A 19,736-nucleotide genomic window follows, 5' to 3' on the forward strand; every position below is an offset into this window, starting at 1 on the left:
CCCGCCCGCGCCGCCAGCACCGCGCCCGCCATCGCCGCGATCTCCCGCCCGCCCAGCCGCCGCAACCTCTCAAACGCATCACCGCAATGCGCGCCATGCAGAGCGATCGCCATCGCCACCGCTTCGGCCTTGCGCGCCAGCCCGGCCCCGTCCACGCCCGTCCCGCGCCCGATCCAATATTCCGCCGCGCCGCCAAAGGCCTGCGCGCAGAGCGCCGCCGCCGAGGTGGTGTTGGCAATTCCCATCTCGCCCAATAGCAGCAGATCGAGGTCCGGGTCCACCACCGCCGCCCCGGCATTGATCGCGACCAGGCAATCCGCCTCGCTCATCGCCGCTTCGATGCAGATATCCCCCGTCGGCCGCTCCAGATCGAGCGGGACCACCGCCAGTTCCGCGCCGCAGGCCGCTGCCAGCGCATTGATCGCCGCGCCGCCATGGCGGAAATTCGCCACCATCTGCGCCGTGACCTCCGCCGGGAAGGCGCTGACGCCCCGCGCCGCCACGCCATGATTGCCCGCGAAGATCGCCGCGCGGAGACGTTGGACGCGGGGCCGTTCCCGTCCCTGCCAGCCCGCCATGAACAGGGCGATCTCTTCCAGCCGCCCCAGTGATCCGGCGGGCTTGGTCAACACCGCCTGCCGCGCCGTCGCCGCTTCGATGGCGGCCCCGTCGGGTGCCGGCAAATCCGCCAGCGCAGCGGCAAAGGCCGCGCGATCGTCGAACCGGATCATGAGCAGACAAAACCTTCAGGCGGGGTGCGGACGATGAAATGCCCCTTCACTCCCTGCGGCCAGTCGGCATAGCGGACCACGCCCTGCTCGCTGGCGGCGTGACGCACCGCATAATCGAGTATCGCCCGGGCGGCCTCCTCATCCGGGGTGAAGTCGCCCAGCACATAGCCGACCTTGCCGGTCCCCCGGACATGCACGGCGCAATGCCGCTGGCAGGCAAAAAGGCACGGCATGTCCTGCACCGCGACCCCCTGATAGGCCGGATCGCTCGCCCGGACGGCGTGCATCGCCTCAACGAGCAGCGCGCCGCCGCGCCGCCCTTCGGCATCTTCCCGGCTCTCCGTCGACAGGCGACAGGTCGAACAGACCACGACCGACGCCCCGTCTTCCACCGCGCGCAACATCAGCGCAGACTCCGGACGCGCACCGCGCCGCATCCGATGCATGTCGCGCGCTCCGCTTTTGCCCGCGATGCTCCAAAATCAATCATCCCTGCTCCTCCGACCGGACGGCAAACGGCCCGCCGGGAAGGCCGGACAAGGGAAGCGCATGAACAGGCGCTCCCCCGCACGGCCGCACCGGCAAGGCGATGGCTGTCGCTCGGCGAGGGAAACCCCGTTCGGCCGGCACACCCTGTCCGGTCGAAGAACGACTGCGTCAGGCAGGTCTCCTGGCTCACGGGTCGATGCTTTCCGGCCGCCTTCTCGGAACCTGGCTGGTCCAATGGCGTGATGGCCGGATCGCTCGCCGCTTACAGTTGCAGGGGCAGCGCGGGCTCTTCACCCGACTTCCCTTTTCATCCCCTTGCGGGGAACCTGTCGCGCCGCCGCTGATAAAGCCCACCTCGCTCCATCGCAAGGGGGTGAAACGACCGGCGACGCGGCGATGGTTGCGCTTCTCTTCACCTCGACGACCTGCTATCATCCGATTTGGGTGAGGAAGAAGATCATGGCGATTCTAACGCGCTGGATGGATTGGCTCTGCCGAATGTTCGCTTGCACGGCGGAAAACGACCTGCGGGTCAACAGCCTGATTACGCATATTTCCCCCGACGCCAACGATCGGTGATGTGTTCGCGGCCCCGCGCCGCCCCTGCCATCCCGTACTTCATGGAACAGCAGGGCTTGTCGCGGGTATTATGGCCATGTTGGCCAATGATCTCGGTACCACCCTTGTCCGCCTCTGCCTCGCCACCCTGCTGGGGCTTGCCCTGGGATTCGAGCGGGAGCGGCATGGCCATGATGCGGGCCTGCGCACCCACGGCCTGGTATCGCTGAGTTCCGCGATGCTGACCCTGTCGGCGCTGGAACTGGCGGAAAGCCACGCCGGTAGCGATCCGATCCGCGTGGTTCAGGGACTGGCCCAGGCGATCGGCTTCATCGCGGGCGGCCTTATCTTCGTGCGCGGCGGGGATGTCCGTAACATGACCACCGCCGCCAGCCTGTGGATGGCGGCGGCCGTCGGGATCACGGCGGGCGCGGGGCAATATGTCCTCGTCCTTGCCGGATCGCTGATCGCTCTACTGGTGCTTTCGCTGTTGCTCATCTTCGAAAAGCATGTCGGCCGGCGGGCGGAAAAACCGGATGAAGCGGACGACGACGCCATCGCCATACCTAATCGCCGCGGTTCCGCGGTCCCCGATCAGGAAGGCTGACCGACCGCCATCCATTCGGGCAAGGCCGACAGTCACCGGCCAGCTGATCCTAATGCCCGTCAGCCGGCAGCCGCTTGACCTTCCTGATCTGGCCGATGCCCAGGAAAACCGTGATGATCGTCGCCGGGAACAGCGCGATATCGACCCAGCCAGGCAAATGCACCCCCTGAAGCTCCAGCGCCTCCTTCAGATGATGCCAAAGGCCCAGCGCATAATAGCTGATGGCCACCACCGACAGCCCTTCGACCGTATGCTGAAGCCGCAGTTGAAGGCCGGTCCGGCGATCCATGGATGCCAGCAGGTCACGGTTGCGACGGGCAAGCGCGGTGTCGACCCGCGTGCGCAACAGGGCGCTGGTCCAGGCGGTGCGCTGTGCCAGATCCTCCAGCCGGCGGATGAAGGCGTCGCAGGTCCGCATCGCGGGAAGCAGCCGCCGCTCGGTGAAATCGTCGAGCGATCGATATCCCCGCACCGGCACGACGGCAAGGCGGCGGATGCGATCGCGGCAGATTTCCGCATAGGCCTGCGTCGCGCTCATGCGATAACGGGTGCGCGCCACGATCTCCGCCAGTTCAGCGCTGAGGGCGGAGAGCTGTTCCAGCACCTGATCGGCATCCGCATCCTTTTGCGCGACGCGGCTGGTGATCGCCGTCAGCCGCTGTTCCAGCGCGGTCAGCAGCGGCGTCGCCTGTTGCGCTTCGGGCAGGCCGAGCAGGGCGATCTTGCGGTAATTGCCCAGTTCCTGGAGCCGCTGGACCAGTTGCGAACTTTCGCCGCCCTGCAACCCCTTGTCATGGATGAGCAGCCGGCCGAAGCCGTCTTCATGCAGGCGGAAATCGCTCCAGATGCGGGCATGGCCATCCGCGACATCGGATATGATGAGGTCGTCGGTTGCGAAATGCGCGCCGATGGCGGCAGGCGGCGGTTCGTTCATGACCATCGCGATCTGGGTGGAGCGGATCACCCGGCCGGGAATTTCCGCCATCCAGCGCGGCACGTCGTCAAAGGGGGAAAGATCGAACAGCGCCGCACCCTCGACCGGGGCTAGGAAGCTGTAGGTCATATATTCGGTGTGGCGTTCCCAGGAAAAATGCAGGTCGCCGATCCGGGCGGAGAGAAAGCGGTCGCCGGGTTTGAGGGCGGGAAGGCGTGCGGACAGAAGGGCGACGCTCTCATGGGCCTGCGTTTCATCGACCAGCAGCACATATTGCAGTGCCAGCGCGGGCGCATCGAAGCGGGGCAGGCCGCGAATATGCATTTCCCGCGAAAGGGATGCGCGCAACGGATGGTCGCGCTGGATGAGCGCCGCGAATGGATCGGTCGGGATGCTGGTCAAGTCGTCCATGGACCGGTTATTCCCTGGCTTTGTTGCGTTGAAAAGTCCGGCGATGCCGTGACCATCACCTGTTACCGCGGCAGGATCGCGATTGGCAATTGGTCCTGCCCGAAAGGATGATGGTCCACGCCAGCCGTCGGAAGCATCCGGCCGCGCGCCAAAAGCAAACGATTGCAATTTTTTCTGGCCGCATTATCCTCCGCAACGACAAACGCCGCGGAAGAGGCGAGGAGAGGGTGATTCCATGCGAAGCGCGGTAAAGAAACCGAGGATGCGTCTCATAAAGATTATCGAGATGAACCTTGGTTTTCTGGGCATCCAATTCTCCTTCGGCCTGCAACAGGCCAATATGGGGCCGATCTATCGCTATCTGGGCGCGGAGGAAGCGCATTTGCCGCTCCTTTGGCTTGCAGGCCCCATCACAGGCCTGCTCGTCCAACCCATTATCGGGGCACTCAGCGACCGCACGGTCAGCCGATGGGGCCGCCGCACCCCCTATTTTCTGATCGGCGCGCTGCTGTGCAGTCTGGGTCTGCTGGCCATGCCCTACAGCCCGACGCTCTGGTTCGCGGCCAGCCTGCTCTGGATTCTCGACGCGGCGAACAATATCACCATGGAACCCTATCGCGCCTATATCAGCGACCGGCTGGACGAAAGCCAGCGATCGGTCGGCTTCCTGACGCAAAGCGCCTTTACCGGCCTGGCCCAGACCCTCTCCTATCTCGCTCCGTCCCTGCTGGTCTGGTGGGGGTATGACGCCGATCTGGTGGATGCCAACGGCATACCCGACGTCACCCGCCTCGCCTTCATCGCCGGGGCCGTCATTTCCCTCTCCACCGTGCTCTGGTCGGTGCTGCGCGTGCCGGAACTGCCTCTGCCGCCGGAGGAGATCGCCCGCATGCAGGCGGAGGCACTGTCGCCCCGCACGGCCTTTCGCGACTTTGTCGATGCCGTCCGCGAAATGCCGACCCAGATGCGGCAGCTTGCCCTGTCGATGCTGCTGCAATGGTTCGCCATGTTCGCTTATTGGCAATTTATCGGCTTCGCGCTCGCACGGACCATCTTCGACACGACCGACCCAGCCAGCAGCGGCTTCCGCCAGGCAGTACTGCTGACCGGGCAGGCGGGCGCGCTCTACAATGCCGTCGCCTGTCTCGCCGCCTTCCTGATGGTGTCGATCAGCCGCCGCATCGGCGCCCGGACATTGCATGCGGCGTCGGTGGCGATTTCCGGCGCGGCGATGCTCGCCATACCGGGTGCGCAGGATCGGGCGGCTCTGTTCCCGCTGATGATCGGCATCGGAATCGGTTGGGCCAGCATGATGGGCAATCCCTATGTGCTGCTCGCCAACGCCATCCCGCCTGAACGTACCGGCGTCTATATGGGCATTTTCAACATGTTCATCGTCATTCCGATGCTGCTCGAAACGCTGATCGTGCCGCTCATCTACCAGCCTCTGCTGGGCGGGGATTCGCGCAATATCCTGTTGATGACGGGGATGATGATGATCGCGGCGGGAGCGGCCACGCTGCTGGTTCGCAACGCGCCCGTCCGGGAATGATTGTTCACCGCCCTCCAATCGCCTAGATGAAGCGGCATGGCAGATGATGAAGGACCGGTCAGGAGCATCACCGATCTCGCGCGGATCGCGGGCGTATCCGTATCAACCGTATCGCGCGCGCTGACGGCGAAGGGCGCGCTCAACAAGGAAACCCGCCGCCGTATTCAGGAACTCGCGGCGAAACATGGCTTTCAGCTCAACGTCGCGGCGCAGAATCTGCGGCTGGGGCGCACCGGCGCCATCGCGGTGCTGCTGCCGCTCGGCCATGAGCGCGGACAACATCTGTCCGATCCGTTTTTCATGGCGATGCTGGGCTTTCTGGCCGATGAGCTGACCGAGCGCGGCTACGACCTGCTCCTCTCCCGTGTGTTGCCCGATGGCGACGACTGGCTGGATAATTTCATTCGCACCGGGCGGGTCGATGGCGTCATCATCATCGGCCAGTCGGATCAGAGCGCGGTGCTGGACCGAACGGCGGAACGCTATGGGCCGCTGGTGATCTGGGGTGCCCATGCCGCCCATTATCGCTATCTGACCGTCGGCACCGACAATCAGGCGGGGGGCGCGCTGGCTGCCCGGCATCTGCTGGAGAAGGGGCGCGACAGGCTCGCCTTTTTCGGCAATGTCGCGGTGCCCGAATTCGCCGCGCGCTATGAGGGCTTTCTCTCTGCCCTGCCCGCCGACATGCGCGGCAAGGTCGATCTGGTCCACGCCCATGTGACGCCGGAGGCCAGCCATCGCGTCGCGGCCGACTATTTCGTGGCGGGCCATCGCCCGGACGGCATTTTCGCCGCCTCCGACGTGACCGCCATGAGCGTCATCGCGGCGGCGGCCGAACAGGATATCCGCGTGCCCGACCAGCTTTCGGTGGTGGGCTTCGACGATGTTCCGTTGGCCCAGTTGGCCAATCCGCCGCTGACCACCGTGCGGCAGGATATTCGGCAGGGCGCGCATCTGCTGGTCGACCTGCTCTGCCGCCGGCTTGCGGAGGAGGACACCGCCTCCGTCCAGATCGCGCCGGAGCTGGTCGTGCGCGAATCCAGCTGATTGAAGAAAAGGCCCGGTTCCGCGTGGAACCAGGCCTTCAGTTGGCCGGAAGAGCCGCTCAGGGGGAAGAGCGGCTCACCACGGCGCCGGATCAGAAATTATAACGGATCGAGGCCGTCACCGTGCGGCCATAGACCGCCTGATTCTGGAAAATGCCGGTGGTGGCACTGACCGGCAAGAGCTGTCCGCCGCCGCGATAGCCCAGCGTGTCGAAGATATTGTTGGCATTGAGGCCCAGTTCCAGATTCTCCACCGGCCGCACCTTGATGAAGCCATTGAAGAAGGTGGTTCCGCGCACCGTGTATAGATTGAAATCGTCATTCGGCGCGCTGGTCTGCCCACTAGCCGACAGGCCGACCGCGAACAGGCCGGCATCATAAGAGGGCGAAATCAGATAGGTGAGCTTGGGAATGCCGCCGGGCCGGTTGCCGGCCAGTGCCGCCGTCGCGCTGTCCTTGATCTTCGGGTTCACCCAGGTCGCATCGACAGCAAGATGGAAATTGTCGATATTAAGACGCCCGGTAAGTTCAATGCCCCATGAGCGATAGTCGTTCGAGATATTGGGATCATTGTTCGGCGCCGGGTTGTTGATCCGGGTAAAATCATAATTATTTTCGGTGAGGGTCGAGCGGAACCCGGTGATTTCCAACGAATAATTGCCCGACCCGCCGACGAAGCCACGATGCTTCACCCCCACTTCCTGTTGATTGAGGAAGTTGATGGCGGTGCTGGCGCCCTGGCTGTTGAGCGACCCGTCGGCATTGAAATTCCCGCCCAGGGTGCGCCGGTCCGCGTTGAAACGGCCGCCCCGGCTGACACGGGCAAAGATGCTGGTGCTGTTGTTGAAGGCATAGAGCGCGCCGACCGACCAGCTTGTATAGCTGCGCTTGTAATTGATCCGCTCGATCGCGCCACCGGGCAACATGGACGGCAGAGTCGCACTGCCCACCTCATCGCTGACCGTATAGCTGGGGCCGGCAACGCCAGCCTGCGCCGTGCCTTCGCCGCGCACCCGGTCGAAGCGGACACTGGCGTCGAGGTCGAAACCACCGCCCGAATAATTGGCGGACAGGAACGGCGCATCGTCGGTATATTTGAGGTCGACACTACGGGCGCAGCATGGTCCCCAATTGTCGTTCAATCCCGCTTGTCCCGCCGCCGTCAACTGCGTGCCGGTGGTCGAGAAGAGATTGAGCGGCGCGGCATTTTCGCCTTCCAGCGCACTATATTGGCGGTTCACATGCCAGTCCTGGACGATATTCTGGCTCATGTGGAACCAGCCGGCCTGCACCGTCACCTTGCCACCGCCCATATCGAACTTGCCGGTCAGCGCCAGATTGTTGGCGATGCTGCCCATATCCTTCATCAGCGTGTTGATGTTCGGATTATTGTTCAGATAGGTGCCGCTATAAACCTGCCCCTTGTTCGGACCTGCCGCATAGCGCATCGCCCCCACCGTCTGGCCGTTGACGGTCGATCCCAGCACGCTGGCAGTCGTCGCGACGTTCAGGAACTGGGTGGTGAAATTGCCGCTCATGTCAGTATAGCGGAAACTGTTATCCACGGTCAGCGCGTCGCTCAGCTCATAATGGAACTGCGCGCCCACAGACGTCACGCGGGGATGGATACCCTCGACATCAGCGGTCTTGAGCGCGCCGTTGCTGTCGACATATTGGAAGCTGCGCTGATAGATGGAATAGGTCGATCCATCGCGCGCATCGAAGGTCGGCATCGGTTTGAAATCGGTGATCTTGTTGCCGTCGATCGTCACCAGCGACGGCATGGTGGTGTTGGTCGGCGCATGTTCGTCCAGCCGCTTGAAGTTGAAGCGGATATAGCCCTTGCCGTCCGCGAAATCCTTGGTGAGATTGGCCTTCACCTGATAGCCGCGCAGGATATTGAAGTCCTCGTTGGTCGGCCCGCCGCCTTCGCGGGCATAGCCGCCGACATGGAAGCGCAGCGTGTCGCTGATCGGCCCGCCATAGTCGAAATCGACGCGGGTTTCGCGGAAGTTGACGCCTTTGGACAGGCCGATGGAGCCGCCCTCCTTGTCGCCGGTCTTGCTGATATAGTTGATGACCGCGCCCGGCGCCTGGCTCGCGAAGGTGGAGGCGGAACCGCCACGCACGGCCTCGACGCGCTCGACATTCTGGTCGAAGCGCAGCCAATAGTCGTTATTGCCGAACTGGATATCGCCGAACAGGGTGACGGGCAGACCATCCTCCTGCAACGCGACATATTCCGAACCGCCGGTCGATACCGGGATGCCGCGCACGCCGATATTGGCGTTACCGCCCGGCCCCGCCGTGTCGGACGGCTGAAGGCCGGGAATGGAGCGCAGCACTTCGGCCTCCGACCGCGGCGTGAAATTCTGGATCGCTTCCTGGCTGACCTGCGACACGGAGATGGAGGAGCGGAAGCGTGACTTGTCGCCAGCGGCGGCGGTGACGACGATATCCTCGCCACTGATCGGCGCCTGGTCTTCGGCAGCGGAGGCCTGCTGCGTGTCGGCGGGCGCGGCATTCTGCGCCAACGCGGGCACGGACAGGCATGCCATCGCCAGGGCGGCAGTCGAAATGCGGCTCAGTTGAATGCTGGTCTTCATCATCCCCTCCATCGGGCCGCCGCGGATCGTTGCGCGGTCGGTTCCTGCTCTTCATAGAAGCCTCTGCAAACCTTTGCAACGATTATCGGCAAACGTTTGCTGATTTACCTCGCCGCTGATTGAAGCCATGCTATAAGGCGTTGAGAAGGCGCGTCGCGGAAAGGGCGGAGGGATGGAGAGAGGGCAGGAACTTACGGCCTTGATCGCGCGTCAGCCGGTGCTGCCCGATGGTCCCGAAGCGACTGACTGGATGGCGGCGATCGAGTCGGCCAGCTTCGCCGCGCTGCGGTCCGGGACGAGCGACGACCTTGCCCCCTTGCTGGCCGATGCCGCCCGCCGCTGGCCCAGCCATGCCGGCCTCGCCTGGCTATCGGCGCTCCTTCTGCGCGAAGCTCAGACGCATGAACCCGCGCTGGTCGCGGCAGAGCGCGCCTTACATCTGGCGCCGGACGATCCGGCGGCAAGGGCGCTGCTCGCGCAACTCCGCACCGAAACGGGCCGCACCGCCGCAGCCGCCTTCGCCGCCGCCCGCGCGCTGGCGCCCGGTGATGCGGCATTGATCATCGGCCATGCCGGCGCTCTCGCCGCCGAGGGCGAAGCGGAAGCAGCGATGACGCTGATGGCGCGGTCGCTCAGGGAAAGGCCGGGCTGGATCGAGGGGCATGATTATCGCGCGACGCTGCATCGCCTGACGGGGGCTGTGGGACCGGATGATGCCGGATTTGCCGAAGCCGTCCGTACCGAGCCGCATAATGTCGCGCTGCGCCTTGCCTGGTTTCACTGGCTCGCCAAAGCAAGGCGGTGGGACGAAGCGCGGGCCATATGCGACGACGCAGTCCGCCATTGCGGCGACAGCCCGGCACTGGAAATGACGCGCCTCTATCTGGAGGCCGAGTCCGGCGCGGCGACCGACAGGCCCGACCTTTTCGACAAGCTGGCCGATAGAGCCGATCCCGGCCTGTCACTCGCCCGCGTGCGGCACGCGCTGCGCTGTAGCGCGCCCGACAAGGCCGTGGCCATCGCCATGACCCATCTGCCCACGCCTGCCGCGCGGCTGTTCTGGCCCTATCTCTCGATCGGCTGGCGCCTGCTGGGCGATGATCGGGCGGCATGGCTCGACCAGCCCGATCGCTTCATCCGCAGCGCCGATCTCGGCCTCGATGCCCGCGAACTGGCCATGCTGGCGGACCTTCTCCGGTCCCTCCACACCGCAGCCGCCCCCTATCCCGACCAGTCCGTGCGCGGCGGCACCCAGACGGACCGCCCCCTGCTCTTCCGCCATGAACCGATCATGCAGCGCACCCGTGCCGCGATCGAAGCGGCGGTGCGCGATTATATCGCCGTCCTGCCCCCGCCGGAAGCGGGCCATCCCCTGCTCGACATCCCGCGAGACAGAGTGAAGTTCGCCGGAAGCTGGTCCGTCAGACTGAGCGCGCAGGGCTATCATGCCGCGCACACGCATCCGACCGGCTGGATCAGTTCCGCCCTTCATGTCTCGCTGCCGGACAAAATGGAGGGCGGCTCGCTAAGTTTCGGCACGCCGCCGCCCGAACTGGGCCTCGACCTCGCCCCCTATGGGGAGGTCGAACCCAAGGCGGGACAGCTGATCCTCTTCCCCTCGACCCTCTGGCACGGCACCACGCCCTTCGCGGATGGCGAGCGACTTTCCATCGCCTTCGATATCCGCCCGCCTGCATAGTCTTTCTTTTCCCGCATTTTAGCTTCGCCGGCCTTCGGCTCCTAGCCAGCGGATGAAACCATCCGCTTCGAAAATGCTCAGCCTTCGAACAGATAGACCGCGCCCTTATAGTCACCCTTCAGCTTCACGCGCAGCCCCTGCTCCATCCAATAGGCGCCGCTCGCCTGCGCCGGCACGCCTTCGGGCAGGGCCGATCCATCCAGCATCCGCACCTTGTAGCTGCGCGCAGGGTCCAGCCCCTGCGGATGGAGCGCCTCGACATTGTCCCGGAACAGCGAGCCGCGCTGCATCTGGAACAGCACCGCCTGTCGCCTGTCGGGCGACACATGGAAGGTCGCGGACACCGCCGCATCCGGCCCCGGCGGTGCGATGCGATAAAGGTCGCCGCGCTGCACCGTCTGACGGATGCCCTTGTAAGCGGCGATCCATTTGCGCGCGGTCGCGAAATCCGCCGCCTGCCAATGATCCAGATTGGCGCCGATGCCCAAACTTCCCTGCATCGCCGAAAGGAAGCGATAATCCAGACTGGTTTCCCGCCCGTTCGCCCAATTGGGGCTGTCCGTCACCCAGGCCATCATGATCGAGGGCGAATAGGCCTGGGTGAAACCATCCTGAATGATCAGCCGGTCATAGGGATCGGTGTTGTCGGAGGTCCAGCTCTGGTCGGTGAGCGCCATCATGCCAAGGTCGATGCGCCCGCCGCCGCCGGAACAGCCCTCTATCTCCAGCCCCGGATGCCGCCGCCGCAGTTCGGACAGGATGTAATAAAGGTTGCGGATATATTGGACCTGCACCCGCTGCTGATCCTCCGGCGCCATCTCCGGCCAGCCGCCTTCGGTCCAGTTGCGGTTATAATCCCATTTGAGGAAGGCGATGTCATTGTCGCTGACCAGCCGGTCGAGCACGGCTAACAGATGGTCGCGCACGTCGGCCCGCGCAAGGTTCAGCATCAATTGGTTGCGCCCCTCGGTGCGTGGACGGTCAGGGAAGTTCAACACCCAGTCGGGATGGGCGCGATAGAGGTCGGAGTTGGGGTTGACCATTTCCGGTTCGACCCACAGGCCGAAATCCATGCCCAGCGCCTTCACCCTGTCGATCAGGGGCTTCAAGCCATGCGGGAATTTGCGCGGATTGACGGTCCAGTCGCCCAGCCCCGCCTTGTCATCATCCCGCGCGCCGAACCAGCCGTCGTCGACGACGAAACGCTCCACGCCGATGCGTGCCGCCTTCTCGGCCAAGGCCGTCTGTCCGGCCTCCGTCACGTTGAACGTGGTCGCTTCCCAACTATTGTAGAGCACGGGCCGGACCCTGGCCTTGGTTCCGCCGGGAATGATATGGGCGCGTTGAAAGGCGTGAAAACGGCGGGAAGCGTCGCCCATCCCGCTGCCGGTATAGCCGGCGTAGAATATGGGCGTGTCCAGGCTTTCGCCCGGCTTCAACGTCCAGCTGAAATCATAGGGGTTATAGCCACCGCTGATCCGCACCCGGCTGAGATTGTCGAGCCCGACCGAGAGGCGGAAAAAGCCCGACCAGGCGAGCGCGCCATACCAGATCGGGCCTTGGGTTTCGCTGCTCTTGCCGGCCTTGCCGATGGCGAACCAGGGCTGATTGCCATGACCGGTCGACCCGCGCCGGCTTTCGAGGACGGTCAGCGCCGGCGTGACCGGCACGTCCACCTGCGACCATTCCGACGCATGGCGGCCCGTCAGATAGTGGAGCCGATATGCATTGCCGACCGGCAGCGTATAGGTGGCCGCCGCGATCTGATCGATGCGCACCGGTCTGCTGTCCCCGTTGCGCACGCTGGCGGAACGGGCGATGACGCCAGTTGTCGGATCGATCGTATAGCGCAAGGTGACGGTCAACGGGCGGCGAATGTCCGCCAGTTCCACCGTCAGCGTCTCGCCCGCAACGCTGTGGCTGCGATATTTCAGGACGAGATCGCGGTTGCCGTCCGCGAAAACGGCCTTGACGCCCGGCTCGCTCACCAGCCCTTCGCCCTGCCCGGCATATTCCTGCGCGGTGATCGATCCGGCCGGGTCGAAGCCGGACAGTTCGCCCGGATGTTTCGCGGTCAGCGGCGCCTTCGCATCCAGCGCGGCGCCCCAATAGAGCGGCTGGAGATAACCCTGCTCATCCACGCCCATGGCATAGGTGACGCCGCCCCCGTCCAGCCGCATCAGATGGCCGTCCGCGGTGGCACTGACCTTGGCATGCCCAATCTGCGGCATGACGCAGGCCATCAGCGCCGTCGTGCCCATGAACAACGGACGACTCTTCATCATCCTTGCCTCTTCGCACAGGCGTCCAGCGCCACCACGCCCGCCGCATCGCCATCGATCCACAGGCGGACGAAGGGCGCGAATGTGCCGCCGAAGCGCCGATCCTGGCCCCCTCCCCAATTGTCGATGAAGCTGGTGACGGACAGGTCGGGCAAGACCATCCAGCTATAGCTTTGCGCGGGCGCCGCCGCCGGATTGGCGAAGACGAGGCCCGTGCCGTTCAAGGGACGCCACGGCCCGGCCAGCGCATCCGCGACCATGCCATAAAGCCCGGTGGGACCGATCGGTCCCGCAGGATCGAACACATGCGCCTGCGTCGACCAGAAGAGATAATAGCGCCCGTCATGGTGAACGACATGCGGCCGCTCCAGCTCATTGTTGAGGCCATCGGCCGAGATCAGCGGCGGCCCGATCGTCCATTCGCCGGGCCGGTCCGCCGGCGCGGAAGCAATCCCGACAACGCCGTTGAAGGCCGAGGATGACCCCGCCAGCGAGCCCGCGAAGAAAAGATGATGGCGGCCATCCGCCGGATCGCGAAAATAGGCGGGGTCCCGGAAGGCCTTGATCGTGCCGATCGCCCCGCCAGCCGTGGTCGGCATATAGAGGCTCGGATTGGGCGGAATAACCTCGCGCAGATCGTCCCAGTCGACCAATTTCCCTTCGTCCGTCAGCCTCGCCCGCGCACTGAACATCCGCTGCTCAAAGGTGGGAACGCCCTCGCCGCGACGTCCCGCCGCCGTGAAATAGAGGATCACATCGCCGCTCGATTCATCGAGCAGAGCCGAGCCGGACCATTCCCGGCTGCCCGGCGAAAAGCCGTCCGGCATGGCGGGGCCAAGCGGAATCCATCGCCCGCCCTGATGGCGAAACAGATGGATGCGCGCCTGCCCATGGCGCATGTCGGGATCGCTGAATCGGGGCGCCGCGAGAGCCATCCACAGCTCCGCCCCGCCCTTCAGCAGAATGGGCGTGCCATCCCGCATCTGAACCGGCCAGGCGTCCCATAGCCCGAGATCAGCTGATGCCTGCGCAAGATGCCGTTCCGTGATCGGGGCGATGGCGGGCGGATCGGCAGGAATGGCAGCGACATGCGTGGCGGTCCAAGATGTCGTCATGTCCTGCGCGTTCCTCTGCTTGGGGGAGGACGCCGTCAGGCGTGCAGTCCTGACCACATCCTCCCCTATCCTGGAACAGGACCCGGACGCCCCTGATGAGTGCGCTCAAACCTGCTTCCGCGGACCTTCTAGAACTCCACGCAAACGTTTGCAATGAGATTTATAAATTCGATTCTTCATGACCTATCCGACCCCGCATCCCGGCCGCAGCAGCCATTCATGGGCAGGATCATTGCGGATGATCCACTGCCGGCGCGGGCCAGCCATCACATTCAGATAATAGAGCGAATATCCGTGCGGCGATCCGACCGGGTGATAGCCCCGTGGCACCATGACGGTATCTCCATCCTCGACGGCAATCGTCTCGTCGATCGACCGATCGTCGGTGTAGACACGCTGGAACGCAAAGCCCTGCGGCGGATCGAGCCTGTGATAGTAGGTTTCTTCCAGCGCGGATTCTTCTCCGGGCGTGTCGGTATCGTGCTTGTGCGGCGGATAGCTGGACCAGTGCCCGGCGGGGGTGATCACCTCGACCACCAGAAGGCTTTCGGCCGCTTCGGTTTCGGGCAGGATGTTGCGCACGAAGCGTTGGTTCGTGCCCTGGCCGCGGATTTCACGCGGCATCGCCGCCGGATCGATCTGCCTGACCGATCCCTCGCCCGATCCCGGCGCAGTGGCGATCGCGAGTTCGACGGCGGTGGTGGCGGTGACCTTATATGCGATGCCAGCGGGAACGTAGACCGCGCCCGGGGCCCGGTCCTCGAAGACGCTCTCCCGCCCGCCTACCGCGACATAGACATCATCAGCGGCGCTAACGCTGGCCGTTCCTGCAAGGATGACCAGGCAGGCCTCGCGGCCCGCTTCACCACCGGCGTGGGAATCGCCGGGCCCCAGCCTTACAACCTTGAAACCAACATGCTCCCATCCCGCGCTTGCGGGCGTGATGTCGAGAACGCAGCCCTGGCTGTCTGGCTCATGGGGGCGAACGCGCAAGCTCATATCGCCTCCATCAGGCCAGCGGCGCGCGCTTCGCGGCGCAGTGTGGCTAGGCCGAGTTCGGCATAGATCCGGGGATCGGCGACGGCAGGGTCCTGCTCGGCTTCCAAAATGATCCAGCCGGAATAGCCAATCTCGTCGAGCGCCCGCATGATCCGGGCGAAGTCCAGTGCCCCGTCTCCGGGCACGGTGAACATTCCGGCCAGCACGCCATCGAGGAAGCTTTTCGACGATGCGACGACGTCCTCATGGATCGAGGGCCGCACATCCTTGCAATGGACGTGCGCGATGCGTTCCGGCGCCCGGCGAATAAGCTCAACCGCATCGATCCCACCGAGCGCCGCGTGTCCCGTGTCCAGAGTGAAGCCCGCCGTATCGCCCGTATGGCGAAGGAAGGCATCGATATCCTGCGCGCGCTCGACGACGGTGCCGAGATGGTAGTGGTAGGCGAGGCGCAGTCCCTGCGAGACGAGATAGTCCGCGACGGCGGTGAGGCGGCGGCCAAACTCCGGCCATTCGTCGTCACTGAGCTGCGGCCTCCGGGCCAATGGCATGGCCATGTCGCCATGGATCGCGTTGCTGACTTCGGCGAGAATGAATGTCTTGCAGCCCATGGCTTTCAGCAGGGCGAGATGCGGTTGCATCGCCTCGATCTCCGCTTCGGCCGACCGCGCCAGCAGATGGGCGCCGTACCAGCCGCCGGCAAGGTCGAGGCGGTATGCGCCAAGCAAGGCCGCAAGCGCCTCCGGCTGGCGCGGAAACCGGCCGCCCAGTTCGACGCCCGCGAAGCCGAGGTCCCGAAGGTCGGAGAGCACGCTCTTCAGCGCCGTGGCACCGCCCAGAGCGGGCATGTCGTCGTTGATCCACGCAATCGGACTCGCTCCGAACCTTATCGTCATTCGCTGTTCCTTGCGCGTCTTGCCTCATAAGCCTTGCGTGCGGCGCGGACCTCCGCCGTTTCGGAGACTTCCGCGACCGGCACGTCCCACCATGCGCCGCCCGCCTGGGTGCTGATCGCCGGGTCCGTTTCCAGCACGATGACATAGCTGCGGTCGGATGCGGCCGCCCGGTCGAGCGCCTGCTCCAATCCGGCGATGCCGTCGACGCGTTCTGCGGTGGCGCCGAGGCTGGCGGCATGGGCCGCGAAATCGATGGAAGGCAGGGTCGTGTGACGGGAATCGGCCAGGAGGTTGTTGAACGCTGCCCCGCCACTCGCCTGTTGCAGGCGATTGATGCATCCAAAACCACGATTGTCGAGCAGCAGCACGACCAGCTTGACCCCAAGCATCACCGAGGTCGCAAGCTCCGAATTCATCATCAGATAGCTGCCGTCGCCCACCAGCACGAAAACGTTGCGGCCGGGCTCCGCCAGCTTGGCGCCCAGACCACCAGCGATCTCGTATCCCATGCACGAATAGCCATATTCCACATGGTAACCGCCGTTGCGGCGCACCCGCCAGAGCTTGTGCAACTCCCCCGGCAGGCCTCCGGCGGCCGCGACCACCAGAGCGTCGTCGCCGGTCTTGCGCCAAAGCGCACCGATCGCCTGGGCATCCGAGGGCAGTGAAGCCGGATCGGCCTCACTCGCCGCTTCCCAGTCGCGGTTCCAGAGCGCCATGGCATCGCGCGATTGCGCGCGCCATGGGGTTGGAGCCTGCCAGCCCCGCAACCGCTCCGCCAGCGCGGTGAGGACCCGCCCGGCGTCGGCGACGATGGGCAGGGCATCCTGCTTGTGCGCGTCGTAGGGCGCGACGTTCACCTGGACGAGCGAGCTCTCCGGGCAGGCGAAGAGGGCCCGTGAGCCGGTGGTGAAATCCTGTAGCCGGGTTCCGATGCCGATGATGAGATCGGCTTCCGCCGCGGCCTGGTTGGCGGCCGAGGTGCCGGTAACGCCGACGCCGCCGAGGTTGGATGGATGATCCCAGACCAGGCTGCCCTTGCCCGCCTGCGTTTCGCAGACCGGAATGCCGGTGGCTGCGGCGAAGGCGGCAAGCGCGTCATCGGCCTCGGCATAGGCCACACCGCCGCCAGCGATGATCAGCGGCCGATCGGCGGCGCGCAACAGGCCTTCCAGCCGGTCCATATCGTCCGGTTCGGGCATCGGTGCGCGGATGGTCCAGTGGCGCGGACGGAACAGGCTTTCGGGCCAGTCGAAGGCTTCGGTCTGAACGTCCTGGCAGAGCGCGAGCGTCACCGGGCCGCAACTGGCGGGATCGGTCAGGGTCGCCATGGCGTGGGGCAGGGCGTCGATCAGCTGTTCGGGCCGCGCGATGCGATCGAAATAGCGGGAGACAGGCCGGAAGCAGTCATTGGCCGAAACCGTCCCGTCCGCGAAGCTCTCAACCTGCTGCAATACGGGGTCAGGTCGGCGGCTGGCGAAGACATCGCCCGGCAGGAACAGGACCGGCAGCCGATTGACATGAGCGAGCGCCGCGGCGGTCACCATGTTCGTCGCGCCGGGCCCGATGGAGGTGGTGCAGATCATCGCCCGTCGGCGGCGCATCTGTTTCCCATAGGCGATGGCGGCATGAGCCATCGCCTGTTCGTTGTGCGCCCGATAGGTCGGCAGGCTGTCCCCGGCGGAGGCCAGCGCTTCGCCGATGCCGGTGACATTGCCGTGGCCGAAGATCGCCCAGGCTCCGGCGAAATAGCGGACGGGTCCGTCGGTCGAATCGACGAACTGGTTGGCCAGATACCGGATCACGGCCTGCGCAGCGGTGAGCGAGATCCTGGTCAAGCGCCCTCCCCACCTTGCCGCGCGGTTCGCCATGCGTCCACCAACGTGGCAAAACGCTCCGCCATCAATATTTCGGCCGTCTCGTCATCGATGAAATTTTCCAGCCATCCGCGCGCCGCTTCCTGGAAGATCGTGCGACCGACGGCAAAGCCGCGGATGATCGGCACCGGCGCCGCCGCGCGGAATGCCTCGATCAGTTCCGGAATTGGCGCGGCAAGGCCGAGCAGCACGACGCCCCGGCAGAAGGGATCATTCTCGCGGATGGCAGCCTCGATCTCGCGCCAGGCGGCAGAATCGCGGCTGGGTTCCAGCTTCCACCAATCGGGATAGATGCCGATTTCGTAGATCCGGCGGATCGCGCGGGCGATTGTTCGGCTATCCAACTGGCTGTCGTCGGGAGCGATGATCTCCAACAGCAGTTCATGGCGCGTCTTGCGGCAGGCGACGAACAGGATGGCGAGTTGCCGTTCCTGTTCGTCGCGCAGCGTCGCGGGATCGTCGGCGTCGTAGGTGACAAGGCACTTCACGACGTGATTGGTCGGCCATTCGGCCAGTTCGACCGCGACGTCGGGCGAACCCTCGAAGGCCAGCGGGCGGGATTTGGGAAGCTCGATCGGTCGACCGATCCAATAGGTGCGATCGGCTGCCCGGGCGAGGGCATCGCCCCCATAGCGGCCGTCGAGCAGGATGCCGAAGCGGGGATCGTTGGCCGCCACCCGGTCGAGCGCGCGCAGTGCGATGTCCTTGAATGCGGCTATCCGCTTCAGATCGGTTTCACCCGCCTGCTTCGCGATATCCTCAAGCTGCACCCGGTGATCGATCGCAAGCACCGCCAGCTCGTCATAGTTCCTGGGCCGCGTGGTCGCCCAATGGATATGGGCGAGCTTTCGGTCTTCGCCCAGCCGGACGGGGCGGTGTTCGAGCGAAAGGAAGTAGTCGAGTTCCGCCCAACTCGGCATGGCGGGGGCGCAGCCGTGGCGCGAAACGACGAGCGCGCCGCACGCATTGGCCAGTTCGCAGCAGCGCGCGACCGGCTCGTCGCGCAGCCAGCCTCGCAGAAATCCCGCCATGAAGGCGTCGCCCGCGCCGAGAACATTGAATACCTCGACAGGGAAGCCGGACGATTGGATCCCGTCGTCGATATTTTCGGGAATCGGGCCGTCGAAGGCGACACAGCCCAACGGCCCCCGCTTCATGACGATCAACGCGTCGCTGGCCTGCCGGATCGCGCGGAGCGCTTCACGCGAATCGGTCGCGCCACCCAGGATATGAATTTCCTCCTCGGTGCCGACGATCAGATCGCAGAGCGGCAGGAGGCCCTGCAACCTGGCAGTGACCTCCGCATTCGCCACGAAGCGGTTCTCGCCCATGTCCCGTCCGGTCAGTCCCCAGAGGACCGGGCGATAGTCGATGTCGAAGACCACCCTGCCACCCTCTTCGCGCACCCGCTGCGCCGCCCGCAGGCTCACCTCCCGGACATTCTGTGCCGACAGGTGGGTGCCGTTGATCAGCACCGCGCGGGGCGACATCCATGCTGCCTCAAGGTCGGCGAGCGTGATCGCCATGTCGGCGCAATTTTCCCGGTAGAACAGGAGCGGAAAGTTTTCGCGATCGCGGATGCCCAGCACGGCCAAGGCCGTAAGCCGTTCCGGATCTTCGACGACGCCGCGCACATCGACACCTTCGCGGGCCAGTTCCTCGCGTATGAAGCGGCCGAAATGGTCATTCCCTACCCGCGTCAACAGCGCCGCATGCAGGCCCAGCCGGGCACAGCCAATCGCGCTATTGGTGGGGCTCCCCCCGATATATTTGCTGAAAGACGCCATATCCTCCAGCCGGCCGCCACACTGATCGCCATAAAGATCGATGCTGGATCGACCGATCGCCAGCACGTCTACCCTATCGTCCATGTTCCCGAAAGCCGCCCTTGTCATGGATGGAACATATATTCCAAATATAACACATAAGCAATA

General features: G+C 64.9%; 14 protein-coding genes and 1 riboswitch. Of the genes, 4 read left to right on the forward strand and 10 right to left on the reverse strand.

The genetic code is table 11. The features are described from left to right. The coding region (locus RUH75_RS08425; protein ID WP_313804376.1) for a nicotinate-nucleotide--dimethylbenzimidazole phosphoribosyltransferase at positions 1 to 731 on the reverse strand (731 nt) is incomplete at its 3' end. Continuing rightward, positions 728 to 1,135 carry a DUF1636 domain-containing protein gene (locus RUH75_RS08430; RefSeq protein WP_313804379.1) on the reverse strand — a complete coding sequence of 136 codons (408 nt, stop codon included), beginning with the start codon at positions 1,133 to 1,135 and terminating at the stop codon, positions 728 to 730. The genes RUH75_RS08430 and RUH75_RS08425, both read right to left, overlap by 4 nt. Positions 1,136 to 1,373: 238 nt before the next feature. Next, a riboswitch (cobalamin riboswitch) is annotated at positions 1,374 to 1,565 on the reverse strand. Between the two features lie 310 nt (positions 1,566 to 1,875). Here RUH75_RS08430 and RUH75_RS08435 point away from each other — a divergent pair. Next, a complete protein-coding gene (locus RUH75_RS08435) occupies positions 1,876 to 2,385 on the forward strand; it encodes an MgtC/SapB family protein (RefSeq protein ID WP_313804382.1) in 510 nt (169 codons plus the stop codon). A gap of 49 nt (positions 2,386 to 2,434) precedes the next feature. Here the strand turns inward: RUH75_RS08435 and RUH75_RS08440 are convergent, their stop codons facing one another. Beyond that, a complete protein-coding gene (locus tag RUH75_RS08440) occupies positions 2,435 to 3,730 on the reverse strand; it encodes a DUF3422 domain-containing protein (protein ID WP_313804385.1) in 1,296 nt (431 codons plus the stop codon). Between the two features lie 262 nt (positions 3,731 to 3,992). Here RUH75_RS08440 and RUH75_RS08445 point away from each other — a divergent pair, with 262 nt between their 5' ends. Together RUH75_RS08445 and RUH75_RS08450 are read left to right on the forward strand one after the other, a co-directional pair. Beyond that, positions 3,993 to 5,282 carry an MFS transporter gene (locus tag RUH75_RS08445; RefSeq protein ID WP_313804388.1) on the forward strand — a complete coding sequence of 430 codons (1,290 nt, stop codon included), beginning with the start codon at positions 3,993 to 3,995 and terminating at the stop codon, positions 5,280 to 5,282. Positions 5,283 to 5,318: 36 nt separating this feature from the next. Next, positions 5,319 to 6,329 carry a substrate-binding domain-containing protein gene (locus tag RUH75_RS08450; protein WP_313804391.1) on the forward strand — a complete coding sequence of 337 codons (1,011 nt, stop codon included), beginning with the start codon at positions 5,319 to 5,321 and terminating at the stop codon, positions 6,327 to 6,329. 91 nt (positions 6,330 to 6,420) lie between these two features. Here the strand turns inward: RUH75_RS08450 and RUH75_RS08455 are convergent, their stop codons facing one another. Further along, complete coding sequence (locus RUH75_RS08455) at positions 6,421 to 8,934, reverse strand: TonB-dependent receptor domain-containing protein (protein WP_313804394.1); 2,514 nt, start codon at positions 8,932 to 8,934, stop codon at positions 6,421 to 6,423. Between the two features lie 199 nt (positions 8,935 to 9,133). Between RUH75_RS08455 and RUH75_RS08460 the strand changes: the two genes are divergently transcribed. Beyond that, positions 9,134 to 10,633 carry a putative 2OG-Fe(II) oxygenase gene (locus RUH75_RS08460; RefSeq protein WP_313804397.1) on the forward strand — a complete coding sequence of 500 codons (1,500 nt, stop codon included), beginning with the start codon at positions 9,134 to 9,136 and terminating at the stop codon, positions 10,631 to 10,633. A 77-nt stretch (positions 10,634 to 10,710) separates the two neighbouring features. Here RUH75_RS08460 and RUH75_RS08465 read toward each other — a convergent pair whose 3' ends face one another. The 6 genes from RUH75_RS08465 to iolC form a co-directional block, all read right to left on the reverse strand. Then, on the reverse strand, positions 10,711 to 12,918 hold the full coding sequence (locus tag RUH75_RS08465; protein ID WP_313804400.1) for an alpha-galactosidase: 2,208 nt from the start codon (positions 12,916 to 12,918) through the stop codon (positions 10,711 to 10,713). Next, positions 12,915 to 14,030, reverse strand: coding sequence for a glycoside hydrolase family 68 protein (locus tag RUH75_RS08470; RefSeq protein ID WP_313804402.1), 1,116 nt, complete (start codon positions 14,028 to 14,030; stop codon positions 12,915 to 12,917). Before RUH75_RS08470 ends, RUH75_RS08465 begins: the two co-directional genes overlap by 4 nt. A 183-nt stretch (positions 14,031 to 14,213) precedes the next feature. After that, positions 14,214 to 15,029: a 5-deoxy-glucuronate isomerase gene (gene iolB, locus RUH75_RS08475; protein ID WP_313804404.1), complete on the reverse strand. Its 816-nt coding sequence runs from the start codon at positions 15,027 to 15,029 to the stop codon at positions 14,214 to 14,216. Continuing rightward, the gene (gene iolE, locus RUH75_RS08480) at positions 15,026 to 15,925 is read right to left on the reverse strand and encodes a myo-inosose-2 dehydratase (protein WP_313804405.1); all 900 of its coding nucleotides are present in this window, start codon (positions 15,923 to 15,925) and stop codon (positions 15,026 to 15,028) included. Before iolE ends, iolB begins: the two co-directional genes overlap by 4 nt. Then, the gene (gene iolD / locus RUH75_RS08485; RefSeq protein WP_313804407.1) at positions 15,922 to 17,763 is read right to left on the reverse strand and encodes a 3D-(3,5/4)-trihydroxycyclohexane-1,2-dione acylhydrolase (decyclizing); all 1,842 of its coding nucleotides are present in this window, start codon (positions 17,761 to 17,763) and stop codon (positions 15,922 to 15,924) included. Before iolD ends, iolE begins: the two co-directional genes overlap by 4 nt. Beyond that, the gene (gene iolC, locus RUH75_RS08490) at positions 17,760 to 19,673 is read right to left on the reverse strand and encodes a bifunctional 5-dehydro-2-deoxygluconokinase/5-dehydro-2-deoxyphosphogluconate aldolase (protein WP_313804410.1); all 1,914 of its coding nucleotides are present in this window, start codon (positions 19,671 to 19,673) and stop codon (positions 17,760 to 17,762) included. Before iolC ends, iolD begins: the two co-directional genes overlap by 4 nt. Between the last annotated feature and the right edge of the window lie 63 nt (positions 19,674 to 19,736).

Source organism: Sphingobium sp. (genome assembly GCF_032153725.1).
GTDB lineage: Bacteria > Pseudomonadota > Alphaproteobacteria > Sphingomonadales > Sphingomonadaceae > Sphingobium.

What these genes read in the sequence shown, in the direction of transcription:
- iolE (WP_313804405.1), bottom strand. Translation starts at nt 15,925, where the DNA reads ATGACGATAAGGTTCGGAGCGAGTCCGATTGCGTGGATCAACGACGAC.
- RUH75_RS08445 (WP_313804388.1), top strand. Translation starts at nt 3,993, where the DNA reads ATGCGTCTCATAAAGATTATCGAGATGAACCTTGGTTTTCTGGGCATC.
- iolB (WP_313804404.1), bottom strand. Translation starts at nt 15,029, where the DNA reads ATGAGCTTGCGCGTTCGCCCCCATGAGCCAGACAGCCAGGGCTGCGTT.
- RUH75_RS08435 (WP_313804382.1), top strand. Translation starts at nt 1,876, where the DNA reads ATGTTGGCCAATGATCTCGGTACCACCCTTGTCCGCCTCTGCCTCGCC.
- RUH75_RS08470 (WP_313804402.1), bottom strand. Translation starts at nt 14,030, where the DNA reads ATGACGACATCTTGGACCGCCACGCATGTCGCTGCCATTCCTGCCGAT.
- RUH75_RS08450 (WP_313804391.1), top strand. Translation starts at nt 5,319, where the DNA reads ATGGCAGATGATGAAGGACCGGTCAGGAGCATCACCGATCTCGCGCGG.
- RUH75_RS08455 (WP_313804394.1), bottom strand. Translation starts at nt 8,934, where the DNA reads ATGAAGACCAGCATTCAACTGAGCCGCATTTCGACTGCCGCCCTGGCG.
- RUH75_RS08440 (WP_313804385.1), bottom strand. Translation starts at nt 3,730, where the DNA reads ATGGACGACTTGACCAGCATCCCGACCGATCCATTCGCGGCGCTCATC.
- RUH75_RS08465 (WP_313804400.1), bottom strand. Translation starts at nt 12,918, where the DNA reads ATGATGAAGAGTCGTCCGTTGTTCATGGGCACGACGGCGCTGATGGCC.
- iolC (WP_313804410.1), bottom strand. Translation starts at nt 19,673, where the DNA reads ATGGACGATAGGGTAGACGTGCTGGCGATCGGTCGATCCAGCATCGAT.
- RUH75_RS08430 (WP_313804379.1), bottom strand. Translation starts at nt 1,135, where the DNA reads ATGTTGCGCGCGGTGGAAGACGGGGCGTCGGTCGTGGTCTGTTCGACC.